We start from the raw sequence: 14,503 nt of genomic DNA, 5'->3' as shown, positions 1-14,503 counted from the left end.
GCGGCATTCGCGCACCACTCGGGCGGAAACTGCACCAATCAGAGATCAGGTTGGGAAAACAAAGCAACGATCCCGGCGGATCGTAAGCCACATGGCGCGACCGGGCTGAGGCACAAAGACATTCGGGACGGTCACCTTCAGGATCGATCCATCGTGATCCATCCTGAATTCCACCAGGCTTTCATTGCCCAGAAACCGCGCCCGTTCCACTACGCCCCGGGCGGCGGTTCCAGCACTAGGGGTCGGCGCCGGACCTTTGCCGTTGCGATCAAAGTCCAGTTTGACGTGCTGAGGTCGAAACACGATCTCGACATCCGTACCGTCCGGAACACCCGGAGCCAGAAACTGCCCGAACGGGGTGTCCGCCAGAGCACCGTTAACAGTGGCAGGCAAGATATTGACATCACTGAAGAAAGCAACAGCTGCTTTATCCGCAGGTCGGGTATAGACGTTGTACGGCGCGCCCTGCTGAACGATCTTACCACCACGCATCAGAGCGATTTCATCCGCCATCCGCATAGCCTCTTCCGGTTCATGCGTGACCAGAAGAACTGCCGCGTCTTCTTCTTTCAGAATGGCCAGGGTCTCATCCCGGATACCATCCCTCAACCGGTTGTCGAGACCCGAGAAAGGTTCATCCATCAACATGATGCGTGGACGCGGCGCAAGCGCACGCGCGAGCGCAACGCGCTGTTGCTCACCCCCGGACAACTGATGCGGAAAACCATCAATGAACCGCATCAGATCGACCTTGGTCAGCAGCTCTTCAACACGGGCGCGCTTTTCTTCTTTGCTGCTTCTCAGCCCGAATGACACGTTATCGGCAACACTCAGATGCGGAAACAGCGCAAAGTCCTGAAACATCAGACCGATCTCACGCCGTTCGGGCGGTACGCGAAAGATGGTGTCGCAGATCAGCTTGCCATCCACATAAATCTCGCCCGAGTCCTGCATCTCGACACCGGCAATCATCCGCAATGTCGTGGATTTACCGCAGCCAGATGGCCCCAGCAGACAGGTCACCTGCCCGGCTTGAACGCTTAGCGAGACGTCGTCAACAACAGTCCGTCCTTCGAACTGGCGGACAATATTACGAATTTCCAGACGAGGAGGAGCTGCGTTAACTGTCACCGATAGACCCCGTTGCCTTTCCCGATCAAATTCATCGGGCTTGGGCGGGGATATCAACCCCGCCTCTCAGGCGCAAGAGATCAGCAGCAACCGGTCGACGCTGCCTCACCTTCGACGACAAACGGGCTATCCCCTCCACACCCTTCGAAAATTCCGTAGTGGGTCGAGAAATCGCCGATGAACTCAAAATGGCGCGCGAAACGCGTATCCTGAAGCATCATCCATGTATTGCCGCACACGGGGAACACCTTGCCGGCTTCGATAAAGTGGTGATCATCCAGCGCAAACATATGCGGTGCATGCGGGATCGTTCCCTTGTAGATCACCGCCTGCCCATAATCTTCGCACGCGGGCTCGAGCTCGGGCAGTTTGAACAGACGGTAAGTCGCTGAAATGAAGCTCAGCGGCGCAACACGTTCTTCGAGGACCGGATTTTCAATAGTCAGCGGACGATGCGTAACCCGGCGCGGGTCACCAAATCCGGCGGCACGTGACAGCGTCAGGAAGTCGTTCCAATAGAGCGCGCCTGACAGGCACTCCCCATACAGAACCTCATCCTCGGCCATGGCCTTGGGCACACGTCGGTCAGAATAGACATCCGAGAAATACATCTCTCCACCGTCCTTCAGCAACCGATGCGCACCGCGCAGAACAGCCGCCTTGTCAGTGGCCAGATTGATGACGCAGTTGGAAACGATGATGTCGAATGAGCCGGGCTCAAGATCCAGTTCGTCCAGCTTTTCGATGTAGCCGTGATGAAACTCGACATTGCTGGCCGCATAACCAAATGCATTCGCGTGATAGTCCTGATGAGACCGTGCAATTTCCAGCTGCGCGGGCGTCATGTCCACGCCAACAACGCGGCCCGTTTCGCCCACCATAGCCGACAGAGCATAGACGTCCCGGCCAGCACCGCATCCCAGATCAAGAATGTGCATACCTTCCAGATCCAGAGGCGCGATCAGGCCGCATCCATAATATCGGGTCAGCACATCATCATGAATTCGCGACAAAATCTGCTTGACGTGATCAGGCATGTCGTCGGGGGTGCAGCAAGCGTTCGTCTGCAAATCCGTGCTGCCCTGCAGGACCTCACCATAATAATTCTGCACAGCCTCATGCTTCATCAGAGCTTTCCTTTTCATCACGAACTGAAAAGCAGCTAGAGCAGCCCGGGTTGCCGTGCAATCCGGGACCGTCCCATCTGACGAAAGCGTGAATCGGTGTGTTTAAGATTTCTCCAGCAATTCGAAATCAACACCGCCGCGAACCTGCCCGTTCACCTGAATCTCCAGCCGATGCGCACCAGGGACCAGTTTAAACGTTGTGGCATTACCCTTGAGTTTGTGGCGCTTGGACAAGGTCAGAGACCCATCCTTCAGTTCAGCCTGTTTCAGCTTATGAACCTTAGGTGAGATCTTCCCGCCAGGCCTCTGGAAATGAATGATATAATCAACCAGAACAGGTTGTTTTTCCTGTCCAGAGATCGCAACAGAAAACTCCAGCGCGCCATCGATAATGGCTTCGCCCTCAACCTTGATCGAGACATCCAGATCTGCATCGGGATCATATCCCAGCATCTTCATTGCGCCTGCATGGCCAGACTTCACCAGCCCGCGCAACGCATGAGACGTCATCCACTGCAGTTCTTCGGCATCCTGTGCACCGCTATCCTGCCAGTCCTGCAGGCGCTGCAACACCAGTTCCGGCTCTTTCTTTGTGATGTCGTTCAGATGATTGGCCACCGACCGGGTAACATAGCGAGTGTTGTCGCGATGCAGTTGATCCAGCAAAGGCAAAGGATCAGCCAGATCCAGCCCAACTGCCTGCCCCCAAGGCAATCTCGGCCGGGTTCCTTCGCTGACCAACCTGCGCACATGATAGCTGGAATGCCCACACCAATCCTGCATGCGCGTCACAACCTCGTCAGGCCAGCGATTGAGGAATGGGCGAATGGCCCATTCCATCGAAAACCGCTGCGTCAGTTCCGCCAGAACATCCAGCGCCAGTTCCGGATGTTCCAATCCGACGGCAACTACCCAATCACCAAGCGATGCAAAGATGAAGTCGCCGAAATCATCGTCTGTCTTACCCGGGTCCAGTGGCTCGGGCAGCGCACGCAGGATCACCGGTGCAACAGTCGGAAGATCGCCAGGAATGGCCTGTTGCAGGCATTCTGCGATCCAGGTCATGCGCTCTTTCAGCTCAAGTTCCGGCAGTTTGGCCATCACCGCCGCCTCAAATGCGGGCGCGTCAAATGTTGGCTGAGCATCGGCAAAAAGCCCCGCCAGATAGCGGGTCTTTTCTGCGTTGAACAACTGATCTTTCAGCGAGAATCCCTGCGACATGATTACATCGTCAGATTGGTGCCGCCACCGTCCAGCAGAATGTTCTGCCCAACGATGAAACCAGCATGTTGAGAGCACAGGAACGCACAGGCAGCACCAAATTCCTGCCGCGTGCCATAACGGCGCGCAGGAATTGTCGCCGCGCGTTCGGCACGCGCCTCGTCCATGGAAATCCCTTTTTGTGATGCGACCCCGCCATCCAGCGAGTCTGCACGATCCGTGGCATGGATACCCGGCAACAGGTTGTTGATCGTTACACCGTGCGGGGCCACCTGGCGCGAGGTTCCAGCGACATAGCCAGTCAGGCCGGTCCTTGCGGCATTCGACAGCCCCAAGGCCGGGATCGGCGCGCGAACGGATTGAGAGGTGATGTTGACCACCCTTCCCCAGCCCGTGTGCATCATGCCCGGCAGTAGCGCTTTCATGAAGGCTATCGGTGTCAGCATGTTTGCATCCAGCGCCTTGATGAAATCCTTACGCTCCCAGTCCGACCACAGGCCCGGCGGTGGGCCGCCGGCGTTGGTCACCAGAATATCGACCCCATCGGCCGCCTCGATCACCTGCGCTTGCCCTTCGGGTGTCGTCACATCACAGGCCACGGTCAGCACCTGAACGTCATGATCCGCGCGAATGCGTTCGGCTGCTGCTTCCAAAGCATCCGACCCGCGCGCGTTCATCACCAGATCAACACCCGCCGCTGCCAAAGCCTCGGCGCAGCCCAGACCCAAGCCCTTGCTGCTTGCGCTTACCAGCGCACGTTTTCCCTGTATTCCCAGATCCATACGATCCTCCCTGTCAGTCGTTGCCCGCTTGTCTAGCACCGGCCAGACAGAGAAGACCAGAACGGCAGCGTCGCCTCAGTAAAAGAACTCTTCGCGGACGATCTTGCCATCAGCGACGTGATAGATCGCAACTTCGCGCATATCGAAGCTGTCGCCGCTTTCCTTCATGGTACCCTGCACCTCGAAGATCACAGCAAACCGATCATCGCCATGCAGGAATGGATCGCTGACCGACCCGCCGGTTACTTCGGTAGAGCTTTCCCACCATTCGTGTTTTCCACGGATCGCATCCAGTCCACGCGCCTCGCGCCCCATGCCCTGCATATCCGCTGCTTCGACCGAAACGGCGTCTGAGGCATAGAGTTTATCCAGATTGGCTTTGGCTCTGTTATCGCGACAACCAGTGACCAGTTCTTCTGCAATTTCTTTCAAATTCATTGGTCCACTCCATCATTTGTTCACTATATGTTCTTTTTATCGCAACCGTACGATTCGAACCACCCCCTTTGCCTTGCCTCGGCAGGATTCCCCGCCTATACGCGCGCTTATGCTTGATACCGCCTCGAACCAACCCGTATTGCCGCCCGAGATCGCCCGACGCCGGACCTTCGCCATCATCTCGCATCCGGATGCCGGCAAGACGACGCTGACTGAAAAGTTCCTTCTTTATGGGGGTGCTATTCAAATGGCTGGTCAGGTGCGCGCGAAAGGTGAAGCACGGCGAACGCGTTCGGACTTCATGCAGATGGAAAAAGATCGGGGCATCTCGGTCTCTGCATCGGCCATGTCGTTCGACTATGACAACTTCCGGTTCAATCTGGTGGACACACCCGGCCACTCCGACTTCTCGGAAGATACATATCGCACCCTGACCGCTGTGGACGCGGCCGTGATGGTGATCGATGGCGCAAAAGGTGTGGAAAGCCAAACGCAGAAACTGTTCGAAGTCTGCCGCCTGCGCGATCTGCCGATCCTGACCTTCTGTAACAAGATGGACCGCGAAAGCCGCGATACGTTCGAGATCATCGACGAAATTCAGGAGATGCTGGCCATCGACGTCACGCCCGCCGCTTGGCCCATTGGCGTGGGCCGCGATTTCATCGGCTGCTACGATATGCTGCGCGACCGGCTAGAGCTGATGGACCGCGCTGACCGCAACAAGGTGGCGGAAAGCATCGAAATCAATGGTCTGGACGACCCCAAGCTTGCTGAACACGTGCCCGAGCACCTGTTGGAAAAACTGCTGGAAGAGGTTGAGATGGCGCGCGAATTGCTGCCCAAACTCGACCCGCAAGCAGTACTTGAAGGGCACATGACCCCGATCTGGTTCGGATCGGCGATCAACTCGTTCGGTGTAAAAGAGTTGATGGAAGGCATCGGAGCGTATGGTCCACAACCGCAGATACAATCCGCTGAACCACGTCAGATTTCACCGGATGAGAAAAAGGTCGCGGGTTTTGTCTTTAAGGTGCAGGCCAACATGGATCCCAAGCACCGTGACCGGGTGGCCTTTGTCCGCATGGCAAGCGGTCACTTCAAACGTGGCATGAAGCTGACCCACGTGCGGTCGAAGAAACCGATGGCGATTTCCAACCCGGTTCTGTTCCTGGCCTCTGATCGCGAACTGGCCGAAGAGGCCTGGGCCGGCGATATCATCGGTATCCCTAACCATGGTCAACTGCGCATCGGTGACACCCTGACCGAGGGCGAAGCGCTGCGCGTTTCGGGTATCCCCTCCTTTGCGCCGGAACTGCTGCAAGGCGTGCGCGCGGGCGATCCGATGAAGGCCAAGCATCTGGAAAAGGCCCTGATGCAATTCGCCGAAGAAGGCGCGGCCAAGGTTTTCAAACCCTCAATCGGCTCGGGCTTTATCGTCGGCGTCGTTGGCGCACTGCAGTTCGAGGTGCTGGCCAGCCGGATCGAGATGGAATACGGCCTGCCGGTTCGCTTTGAAGCATCGCAGTTCACCTCAGCCCGCTGGGTCAGCGGTGACAAGGCCGAGGTCGACAAGTTCGCCAATGCCAACAAACAACACATTGCGCATGACCATGACGGCGACGTTGTGTACCTGACACGGCTTCAGTGGGATATCGACCGCGTCGTACGCGACTATCCCGCAATAAACCTTTCTGCGACAAAGGAAATGATGACGTGATCGATCGCGTCATCTAACTTTCGCAGGATGATTTGTCAGTGTTCTTCAGAGTATCAACTGCACGATGTCAGACTCAGATGATGTGACCTGGGGCATTGTCTCGACCGTTCGGGGTGACGCCTTGGACATCCTGCGCTTTGCAGCCTATCACCTCGATCTTGGTGTGGATCGTCTCTACATCTATCTGGACGAACCGAACCCTAAGGCCTTTGAGGCATTGGACGCTCACCCAAAAGTAGATGTCTGCAATTGCGACGATGCGTATTGGGGCAAGCGAAATCGCGAAAGGCCCGAAAAGCACCAACTGCGTCAGACCGCAAACTCCTCCTTTACCTACAGACGCTGCGAACAGGACTGGCTGGCCCATATCGATCTGGATGAGTTTCTCTGGCCATCAGAGCCGATTTCCAGCCTGCTCGGATCCGTGCCAGAAAATTACCCCTCTGCACGCGTCCGTCCGGTTGAGTCGATCGCAGAAGCCAAGGACCTATACAAGGCGTTCATCCCGATCGGACCAGATCGCGAAGCTCTCATACAAGACCTTTATCCGAATTACGGTGCCTTTGTGCTTGGCGGTTTCTTAAGCCACGTTCAGGGCAAGCTCTTTGTGCGCACGGGCATGAGGAAAATCAGCTTTCGTATTCATAACCTGTTTCAGGATAAGAAGCCGGTGCATAAAAAGTTCGAATTGCCACAAATCGATCTTTGTCACAGGCACGCGCCCGACTGGGACCATTGGCTGGCACATTACCGGTTCCGCATGGAGCGCGGTTCGTATCAGCCCGGAATGTCACCCAATATCCCTCGTGAGCTTGGCGGGTTGAACAAGAACGAGCTGTTCAACTGGATCGAGGAAGAAGGCGGAGAGCCTGGTTTGCGCGCCTTTTATGATGAGTTGAGCGGCTCGGACCCGGATGTACGCGCCCGCTTGCAAGTGCACGGCTTGATCAAGCACCGCCCCTTGGAGCTGGATTCAAAGCTACGGAAACACTTCCCCCAAAGCGTCTGAATTGTTGCACAAAATCGAAACCGTGGCCTCGCGGACACAAGATAAAGGGCTCTTCATTTGACCATGCCCCACGTTTTTGTTATGTCCCCGCGCAAGCCGAAATGCGCACGCTGTGCATGGCCATCCGGGCCCGGCAGAACTCAGACGCGCGGGCCAGGTCTAGTGTCCGCATGAACCGGACATACATGACAAAATTTAACGAACTGAACCTGAACCCGAAGGTCCTCAAAGCCATTGAGGAAGCCGGATACGAAACCCCCACCCCAATTCAGGAGGGCGCGATCCCTCCCGCGCTTGAGGGTCGTGATGTTCTGGGGATCGCCCAGACGGGAACTGGCAAGACCGCCAGCTTTACCCTGCCGATGATCACCTTGCTGGCCCGTGGCCGTGCACGAGCACGTATGCCGCGTTCGCTAGTGTTGTGCCCAACGCGTGAATTGGCGGCACAGGTTGCCGAGAACTTCGACACCTACACCAAACACCTGAAACTGACCAAAGCACTGTTGATCGGTGGCGTCAGCTTCAAAGAGCAAGAGGCTCTGATTGATCGTGGCGTGGATGTTCTGATCGCCACTCCTGGCCGTCTGCTGGACCATTTCGAACGCGGCAAGCTGTTGCTGACGGGCGTTCAGATCATGGTGGTGGACGAAGCCGACCGGATGCTGGATATGGGCTTCATCCCTGATATCGAACGCATCTTCTCGCTTACGCCGTTCACGCGACAGACTCTCTTCTTCTCGGCCACCATGGCGTCCGAGATCGAGCGCATCACTGACACGTTCCTGTCCGCCCCTGCCCGGATCGAGGTTGCTCGTCAGGCCACCGCTTCCGAGACCATCGAGCAAGGTGTGGTCATGTTCAAAGGTGGTCGCCGTGACCGTGAGGCCAGCGCCAAACGCAAGGTTCTGCGCGCGCTGATCGACGCCGAGGGCGACAAATGCACAAACGCGATCATCTTCTGCAACCGTAAGACGGACGTGGATATCTGCGCGAAATCGCTGAAGAAATACGGCTATAACGCTGCCGCGATCCATGGCGATCTGGATCAGTCACAGCGCATGAAAACGCTGGATGGGTTCCGGGATGGATCCCTTCGCCTTCTGGTCGCTTCGGACGTGGCTGCGCGTGGGCTGGACATCCCGTCGGTCAGCCATGTTTTCAATTTCGATGTTCCTGGCCATGCCGAAGACTACGTGCACCGCATTGGTCGAACCGGACGCGCCGGGCGCGAGGGCAAGGCCATTACCATTTGCTCGAACCGCGATGAAAAGGCTTTGGATGCGATTGAAAAGCTGATCCAAAAGCAGATCCCGCGCATCGAGAACCCGATCAAGGAAGAGCCCAAAGCCGAAGCGCCGAAGCCTGAGAAAAAGTCAAAGCCATCGGACCACAAAAGGAACGAAGGCAAGAAGGACAAAGAACCCAAGGGACGCGGTCGTGGTCGTAAAGATGACAACGGTCCTGCGGTCGTTGGAATGGGCGACCACCTACCCAGCTTCATCGCGCTCAGCTTTGATGAGCGGCGTGCCGGCTAGATTGCCAGCACAAGCACCAGTATCGACAATCCCAACAGTGCAATCCCGGCGATCTCTCGCCGGGTTATGTTTTCGTGGAACACCAGCGTCGACGCCATCAGGCTAAAGATCAGTTCCACCTGCCCCAGCGCCTTTACATAAGCCGCGTTTTGCAATGTGAAGGCCAGAAACCAGCAAAACGATCCACCCAAACTGGTAAGGCCAACGAAAACCCCGGTGCGGCGCGTTTCCCAAACCGCACGCAATTCGGCCCGGTCTCGCCAAAGCAGCCACAGCCACATGCTGATGAACTGGAACGTGACCACGGCAGCCAGAGTGACCAGCGCCCGGAACCAGGCATCAATATCGCCCAGTTGCAGCGAAGCCCCGCGATAACTGACCGCTGAAAACGCAAACAGCACCCCTGATCCCAGCCCGAGCTGAGACGCGCGGTTGGTCAAATGATGCCACCATGCGCCATCCCCACCAGGTGTTTTGGACAGCAACAGGACCGCCAGCAGCCCCAAAAGGATAGCCGCAAAGGCGCCAAATGAGATGCTGTCGCCAAGGATCAGGAAACCAACGATTGCAGTCTGTATCACTTCGGTTTTCTTAAACGTGATACCAACAGCAAAGTTGCGCTGCTTGAACAGCGCGACCACGCACACCGTCGCCAGAATTTGTGCTGTTCCACCGATGGCAACGAACAACCAGAACTTTGCTGACAGTAGTGGAACGGACAAGTCCGTGAATTGCAAAGCGACGATCAGCCCAAGAATGGCCAATGGCGCAGAATAGGCAAACCGGGCAAAAGTCGCACCGGCAGCCGACAATTTCACACTGCTCAGCGATTTCTGAAGCATGAACCGCACTGTCTGAAATGTGGCGGCAGCGATGGTGACGGGAATCCATAAACTCATGGATTCCCTTCTGTCCTTAAATCACTCGTTTGGCCAGAGCGGATGCGCAACCGGATCCTTCGCACGCCAGAAGTAGCTGCGAAAAATCTCACCATAGGATCGGTACACATAGGATTCGTTACAGGCCAGATACCGGTCCTTACCGGCGCGATAAAGTGCAGGCAGACGATACCATGGTGCCGATGGGTTCATGTGATGAACGACGTGCAGATTGTTGTTAAGAAACAGAAAAGCCAGCAACCCACGATCCTCAATGATCACGGTTCTGGCACGAGATTTCTCATGTGCACGATGCTCAAGGAACGTCCGGATTTTGACAAGCGCAAGCCCGATATACGCCGACAGAACAAAGGCCCAGACCGGCATAGGAGACTGAGCAACCACCCACAGAACCACTGCCACACCCGGAATGTGTAAGGCCCAGGCCAGCAGGATCGCGCGATCCCCTCTTGTCGCACCGGTCCACTCATCCCGCATGAATGCCACCTGCCCGATGGCAGGCCCCAGAATGATGCGTCCCAACAGGGTATTGTTGGCCTTGTAAAGGTGTCGCCTCCAAACGGGCAGTGAAGCCCAAATCTTCGGGTCCAGATAATTCGACTCAGGATCGTCATACGGGTCCGTCAGGTTCGCATCCTGATGGTGCGCCAGATGCAGATCGCGAAAGCGGTTGTATGGAATGAACAGGGTCAGCGGCAGAGCCAGCAGTGTTTCATTCAACCATTTTGCACGGAACGGATGTCCGTGCAGCGCTTCATGTGTCAGCGAGGAATGCAGGGCTGCAACCATGCCCATCACGGGAATTGCCAGCCACAGGGACCAGCCCGCCAGCCAGAATACAACTGCCAGCCACGCAGCATAGCAGGCTGCAATCAGTCCGAACGTGCCCCATTCGGGCGACTTGGGAGGTGTGGGATCAGCCATTGCGCCCCCACGAGATACCCGCCCAAACCCGTTCGTAGATGACATACAGTGTCAGACCGATGGCGGTGTTGACCAATGCCAGCCCGCCACCCACGGCAGCCGAACCTGTGGCGATCAGACCCACAAGGGTCATCATGACCAACCCCATCAGATTCCAAACGACTGCTTTCACGACAGATCTTCGTCGCGTCTCCATTCCGGTCCCCATATTTTGTTGTTCTCACAAAAGCGTTACCGACATAGAGGCCTGCTGAGAATTCTGAATATGATTAACAAAATTCATCAGGTGTGATATTAATCATCACATGCAGGATAACATAGACAAACGGGATCGCGCTGCGCAGTTTCGCCTACGTTTGGCGCGCGCCATGGAAGAGCGCCAGATCAGTCAGAGCGCACTGGCGCGCAGTATTGGGGTCGACCGCTCAACAGTGTCACAGCTTCTGACCGGCGCTGGCGCACGTCTGCCCAATGCGCATGTGGTAGGAAGCTGTGCTTCGGCACTTGGCGTTTCCGCAGACTGGTTGCTTAGCCTGTCGGACCGGCCAGAGAGTGCTGCTGAATTGCTGGCCAGTTCGCTGACAATGGCCGAAGCCCCGCGCGCCTTGGTAGATGAGCGTATCTTCGAGTGGCACCAACAGGCTGCGGGGTACAAAATCCGCTACGTTCCGGCCACCCTGCCCGATATGCTCAAAACCCGAGCAGTGCTGGAATGGGAATATGCCCCGCATCTGGGTCGAACCGCAGATCAGGCCATCGGCGCATCGGCAGATCGTCTGACATGGATGCGCAGCGCCCAGTCCGACTATGAAATCGCCATGCCGCTGTTTGAAATCCACAGCTTTGCCCATGGCACTGGATATTACGAGGGTCTTTCACTGGACAATCGGCTGGCTCAGATCGATCACTTGCTGGACCTGTGCGAACAGCTCTATCCACGCCTGCGAATCTACTTGTTTGATGCAAAACGGCTCTATTCCGCGCCGGTAACGATCTTCGGTCCGCTTCTGTGCGTCTTCTATGCGGGCAGCCACTACATGGCCTTCCGAGATCGTGATCGGATCGAGGTTTTTACACGACATTTCGATACGTTAGTGCGCGAAGCTGACATGACAGCCCGAGACTTTCCCGAACACCTCAGACAGCTCCGTTCGGCGATTACCAGCGCAACGGAGTGACTGTTGTGAAGCCGGAAAGTGCCAATCAGTTCATCCTATAGTATAGTCATCTTGCGCGAACTTTCGGGCAATCCGACCAATCACGGAGGATCAATGGGATGGACGCACTGAAAACCGCTCAATACGCACGCGCCCTCTACTCGGCGCATGGAGATCGGGCCGAAGCTGAAGCGGCCCGTAAAATGCGTGAATGTGAAGCCGCAGGGGAAACCCAGCAAGCTCAGGACTGGCAGGCGGTTCGCCAGACTATCCGCCAGTTCCGTGGCCCCAATCAGGGCTGACATAACAAAACCCAGCTTTTAGCCAGGTGATCAGACCTTCGGGTCAGGATTGACCGTATGACCATCAACCGCGATCACCTGACCCGAAACAAGCCTTGCCGCGTCAGAGGCAAGGAACACGGCCATATTGGCAATATCCCGCCCTTCAACGAAGCTGCCCATCGACGTGCCTGAGGCATAGCCCTCATAGACCTGATCCCGGGTCATGCCCTTGGCTGCCGCTTCGCGTTCAAGAACCCCTTCCATTCTCGGTCCTTCAACGGCTCCGGGGCAGATCACATTACATCGGACCCCGTGTGGCCCAAGTTCCATCGCCAGGGTCTTACCCAGACCCACCATGCCCCATTTAGCCGCGGCATAAGGTGCGCGGTTGGGATAGCCATATTGCCCGGCGGTGGATGAGGTGATCAGCACCACACCACTGCGCTGACGCTTGAGCATTGGGGCTGCGTATTTGGAACACAGGAAAGCCCCTTCCAGATTGACCGAAAGGCAAGTGCGCCAATCGCTAAGCGCAACGTCTTCGATCAGGGCCGTTGGCCCTGCGATCCCGGCGTTTGCGCACAGGGCATCCAGACCACCCCATTCCTCGTCAATGCAGGCAAACATGGCCGCCACGGCGGTTTCGTCGGCCACATCCAACTGGGATTTCTTCCAATGCGGCGGGCAGGCCTCCAGCGACGCCGGATCCACATCTGCCACCCAGACCTGCGCACCCGATGCGTCGAACGCTTCGGCCATCGCACGTCCGACACCCGAGGCGCCGGCCGTGATCAGAACCCGGCTGCTCATGCAGGTTTCCGGATCGATGCACCCGCCCCTTCTGGGTACGGCAGACCGGCCTGAGCTTCTGCAATACGGGCCATGGCTGCTTCGACCTCAGCCGACGGCGCGCATGGGCGACGGGATTCGAGGTCCACATGCAGCAGGAAACTCTCGCCGGTCGCCAGCAACTTGTCTCCTTCATACATGCGGTGGAACAGGTGCAGTTTCTTGCCCTGCCCCAACAGCATCTGGGTCCGCACATTGATCTTGGCACCTGCATGGGTCTCATCCAAATGCCGGATGTGGGTTTCAGCAGTAAAGTAGCTGCCGCCCGCTGCGATATAGTCGGCATCGCATCCGATCATCTCCATAAAGCGATCGGTTGAGCAGGCGAAGGCATCCAGATACCGCGACTCGGTCATGTGACCGTTATAGTCGGTCCAATCCAGCGGCACGGCACGCGACAGCGTCAGAATGGGCTGGCTCAGATCGGCCTGATCCAGATCCGGCAAGGCCCCGGATTTCAGACGTGCATCATGCTGGTTCAGAACCGCACCTGCACCGTAATCCTGTGCCTTAAGCGCACGCATCATCCCAACAAGGTTGTTGTCGCGAATACGCTCCAATTCACGGATCGAGTGCATTCCGGATTGTGCGTCCGACTGATCCGCGATCATGTCCACCAGTTCATCCGTGAACTCCGGGACATCCATCAACTTGGTCCACGGCCATTTCAGTGCCGGGCCGAACTGCGCCATGAAATGCCGCATCCCGGCCTCTCCGCCAGCGACGCGATAGGTCTCGAACAGACCCATCTGCGCCCAGCGGATACCAAAGCCCATGCGGATCGCTTCGTCGATTTCTTCGGTGGTTGCGATGCCGTCTTTGACCAGCCACAGCGCCTCACGCCAAACAGCTTCGAGGAACCGGTCTGCAATATGCGCATCGATTTCTTTTTTGACGTGCAGCGGGAAGAACCCGACCGATTTCAATAACTCTTGTGCCTGCACCACCATTTCAGGCGGGTTCTTCTCGCTGGGCACAAGCTCGATCAGAGGCAGCAGGTAGACTGGATTGAACGGGTGCGTCACAACGATCTGTTCGGGACGCAGCGCCCCCTCTTGCAATTCGGACGGCTTAAACCCGCTGGTCGAAGAGCCGATGATCGCTTCCGCATCACATGCCTCTTGCAAGCCTTTATAAACCTTCAGCTTCAGGTCTAGCCGCTCAGGTACGCTTTCCTGAATCCAAGAGGCCCCCTGTACAGCGTCTGCCATCTCATCATGGAAGGTCAGCGTGCCTTCAGCCGGCAATGGCACGTCACTCAGCCCCGGCAGAGAACGCCGTGCATTGTCCAGAACCTCGCCAATCTTACGCTCGGCCTCTGGGTCCGGGTCGAACACTCGGACATCCCAGCCGTTAAGCAGAAACCGGGCGGCCCATCCGCCGCCGATCACACCACCACCGATGATAGCTGCTGTTTTTGTCATATCTTT

At 56.9% G+C, this 14,503-nt stretch carries 15 protein-coding genes; 5 read left to right on the top strand and 10 right to left on the bottom strand.

Features of this window, described 5'->3' with window-relative positions:
• Positions 1–45: 45 nt before the first annotated feature.
• The 5 genes from ACR0CW_RS06580 to ACR0CW_RS06560 form a co-directional block, all read right to left on the bottom strand.
• Positions 46–1,131 (bottom strand): ABC transporter ATP-binding protein, encoded by a 1,086-nt coding sequence (locus ACR0CW_RS06580; RefSeq protein WP_367646920.1) that lies wholly within the window; start codon positions 1,129–1,131, stop codon positions 46–48.
• Between the two features lie 80 nt (positions 1,132–1,211).
• Positions 1,212–2,258, bottom strand: coding sequence for a methyltransferase domain-containing protein (locus ACR0CW_RS06575; RefSeq protein ID WP_480787216.1), 1,047 nt, complete (start codon positions 2,256–2,258; stop codon positions 1,212–1,214).
• A 102-nt stretch (positions 2,259–2,360) separates the two neighbouring features.
• Positions 2,361–3,479: a hypothetical protein gene (locus ACR0CW_RS06570; RefSeq protein ID WP_480787215.1), complete on the bottom strand. Its 1,119-nt coding sequence runs from the start codon at positions 3,477–3,479 to the stop codon at positions 2,361–2,363.
• 2 nt (positions 3,480–3,481) lie between these two features.
• Complete coding sequence (locus ACR0CW_RS06565) at positions 3,482–4,261, bottom strand: SDR family oxidoreductase (RefSeq protein ID WP_480787214.1); 780 nt, start codon at positions 4,259–4,261, stop codon at positions 3,482–3,484.
• 75 nt (positions 4,262–4,336) lie between these two features.
• Complete coding sequence (locus ACR0CW_RS06560) at positions 4,337–4,699, bottom strand: SnoaL-like domain-containing protein (RefSeq protein ID WP_480787213.1); 363 nt, start codon at positions 4,697–4,699, stop codon at positions 4,337–4,339.
• Positions 4,700–4,808: 109 nt separating this feature from the next.
• Here ACR0CW_RS06560 and ACR0CW_RS06555 point away from each other — a divergent pair, with 109 nt between their 5' ends.
• The 3 genes from ACR0CW_RS06555 to ACR0CW_RS06545 all read left to right on the top strand — a co-directional run bounded on the left by ACR0CW_RS06555 (position 4,809) and on the right by ACR0CW_RS06545 (position 8,960).
• Entirely contained in the window at positions 4,809–6,416 is a 1,608-nt protein-coding gene (locus ACR0CW_RS06555) for a peptide chain release factor 3 (RefSeq protein ID WP_480740407.1), read from the top strand.
• 64 nt (positions 6,417–6,480) lie between these two features.
• A complete protein-coding gene (locus tag ACR0CW_RS06550; protein WP_480787212.1) occupies positions 6,481–7,425 on the top strand; it encodes a glycosyltransferase family 2 protein in 945 nt (314 codons plus the stop codon).
• A 185-nt stretch (positions 7,426–7,610) separates the two neighbouring features.
• Positions 7,611–8,960 carry a DEAD/DEAH box helicase gene (locus ACR0CW_RS06545; protein ID WP_480787211.1) on the top strand — a complete coding sequence of 450 codons (1,350 nt, stop codon included), beginning with the start codon at positions 7,611–7,613 and terminating at the stop codon, positions 8,958–8,960.
• Here the strand turns inward: ACR0CW_RS06545 and ACR0CW_RS06540 are convergent.
• The 3 genes from ACR0CW_RS06540 to ACR0CW_RS06530 are packed head-to-tail and all read right to left on the bottom strand — an operon-like array spanning position 8,957 to position 10,979.
• Positions 8,957–9,859 (bottom strand): EamA family transporter, encoded by a 903-nt coding sequence (locus ACR0CW_RS06540; protein ID WP_480787210.1) that lies wholly within the window; start codon positions 9,857–9,859, stop codon positions 8,957–8,959. The two genes, ACR0CW_RS06545 and ACR0CW_RS06540, sit on opposite strands and share 4 nt — an antisense overlap.
• Positions 9,860–9,880: 21 nt before the next feature.
• Positions 9,881–10,783 (bottom strand): fatty acid desaturase, encoded by a 903-nt coding sequence (locus ACR0CW_RS06535; protein ID WP_480787209.1) that lies wholly within the window; start codon positions 10,781–10,783, stop codon positions 9,881–9,883.
• Entirely contained in the window at positions 10,776–10,979 is a 204-nt protein-coding gene (locus ACR0CW_RS06530) for a DUF2061 domain-containing protein (protein ID WP_155150693.1), read from the bottom strand. The genes ACR0CW_RS06535 and ACR0CW_RS06530 overlap by 8 nt, the downstream gene beginning before the upstream one ends.
• A gap of 109 nt (positions 10,980–11,088) precedes the next feature.
• Here ACR0CW_RS06530 and ACR0CW_RS06525 point away from each other — a divergent pair, with 109 nt between their 5' ends.
• Both ACR0CW_RS06525 and ACR0CW_RS06520 read left to right on the top strand, forming a co-directional pair.
• Positions 11,089–11,961 carry a helix-turn-helix domain-containing protein gene (locus ACR0CW_RS06525; protein ID WP_170330740.1) on the top strand — a complete coding sequence of 291 codons (873 nt, stop codon included), beginning with the start codon at positions 11,089–11,091 and terminating at the stop codon, positions 11,959–11,961.
• A 98-nt stretch (positions 11,962–12,059) separates the two neighbouring features.
• Complete coding sequence (locus ACR0CW_RS06520; RefSeq protein ID WP_155150699.1) at positions 12,060–12,242, top strand: hypothetical protein; 183 nt, start codon at positions 12,060–12,062, stop codon at positions 12,240–12,242.
• A gap of 30 nt (positions 12,243–12,272) precedes the next feature.
• Here the strand turns inward: ACR0CW_RS06520 and ACR0CW_RS06515 are convergent, their stop codons facing one another.
• Both ACR0CW_RS06515 and ACR0CW_RS06510 read right to left on the bottom strand, forming a co-directional pair.
• A complete protein-coding gene (locus tag ACR0CW_RS06515) occupies positions 12,273–13,034 on the bottom strand; it encodes an SDR family oxidoreductase (RefSeq protein ID WP_480787208.1) in 762 nt (253 codons plus the stop codon).
• Complete coding sequence (locus ACR0CW_RS06510) at positions 13,031–14,497, bottom strand: carnitine 3-dehydrogenase (RefSeq protein WP_480787207.1); 1,467 nt, start codon at positions 14,495–14,497, stop codon at positions 13,031–13,033. Before ACR0CW_RS06510 ends, ACR0CW_RS06515 begins: the two co-directional genes overlap by 4 nt.
• Between the last annotated feature and the right edge of the window lie 6 nt (positions 14,498–14,503).

This window comes from Ruegeria sp. CH6, assembly GCF_056537005.1.
This window is presented reverse-complemented; position numbering and strand designations above follow the sequence as displayed.

What these genes read in the sequence shown, in the direction of transcription:
- ACR0CW_RS06565 (WP_480787214.1), bottom strand. Translation starts at nt 4,261, where the DNA reads ATGGATCTGGGAATACAGGGAAAACGTGCGCTGGTAAGCGCAAGCAGC.
- ACR0CW_RS06555 (WP_480740407.1), top strand. Translation starts at nt 4,809, where the DNA reads ATGCTTGATACCGCCTCGAACCAACCCGTATTGCCGCCCGAGATCGCC.
- ACR0CW_RS06535 (WP_480787209.1), bottom strand. Translation starts at nt 10,783, where the DNA reads ATGGCTGATCCCACACCTCCCAAGTCGCCCGAATGGGGCACGTTCGGA.
- ACR0CW_RS06515 (WP_480787208.1), bottom strand. Translation starts at nt 13,034, where the DNA reads ATGAGCAGCCGGGTTCTGATCACGGCCGGCGCCTCGGGTGTCGGACGT.
- ACR0CW_RS06520 (WP_155150699.1), top strand. Translation starts at nt 12,060, where the DNA reads ATGGACGCACTGAAAACCGCTCAATACGCACGCGCCCTCTACTCGGCG.
- ACR0CW_RS06575 (WP_480787216.1), bottom strand. Translation starts at nt 2,258, where the DNA reads ATGAAGCATGAGGCTGTGCAGAATTATTATGGTGAGGTCCTGCAGGGC.
- ACR0CW_RS06560 (WP_480787213.1), bottom strand. Translation starts at nt 4,699, where the DNA reads ATGAATTTGAAAGAAATTGCAGAAGAACTGGTCACTGGTTGTCGCGAT.
- ACR0CW_RS06545 (WP_480787211.1), top strand. Translation starts at nt 7,611, where the DNA reads ATGACAAAATTTAACGAACTGAACCTGAACCCGAAGGTCCTCAAAGCC.
- ACR0CW_RS06510 (WP_480787207.1), bottom strand. Translation starts at nt 14,497, where the DNA reads ATGACAAAAACAGCAGCTATCATCGGTGGTGGTGTGATCGGCGGCGGA.
- ACR0CW_RS06540 (WP_480787210.1), bottom strand. Translation starts at nt 9,859, where the DNA reads ATGAGTTTATGGATTCCCGTCACCATCGCTGCCGCCACATTTCAGACA.
- ACR0CW_RS06550 (WP_480787212.1), top strand. Translation starts at nt 6,481, where the DNA reads ATGTCAGACTCAGATGATGTGACCTGGGGCATTGTCTCGACCGTTCGG.
- ACR0CW_RS06530 (WP_155150693.1), bottom strand. Translation starts at nt 10,979, where the DNA reads ATGGAGACGCGACGAAGATCTGTCGTGAAAGCAGTCGTTTGGAATCTG.
- ACR0CW_RS06525 (WP_170330740.1), top strand. Translation starts at nt 11,089, where the DNA reads ATGCAGGATAACATAGACAAACGGGATCGCGCTGCGCAGTTTCGCCTA.
- ACR0CW_RS06570 (WP_480787215.1), bottom strand. Translation starts at nt 3,479, where the DNA reads ATGTCGCAGGGATTCTCGCTGAAAGATCAGTTGTTCAACGCAGAAAAG.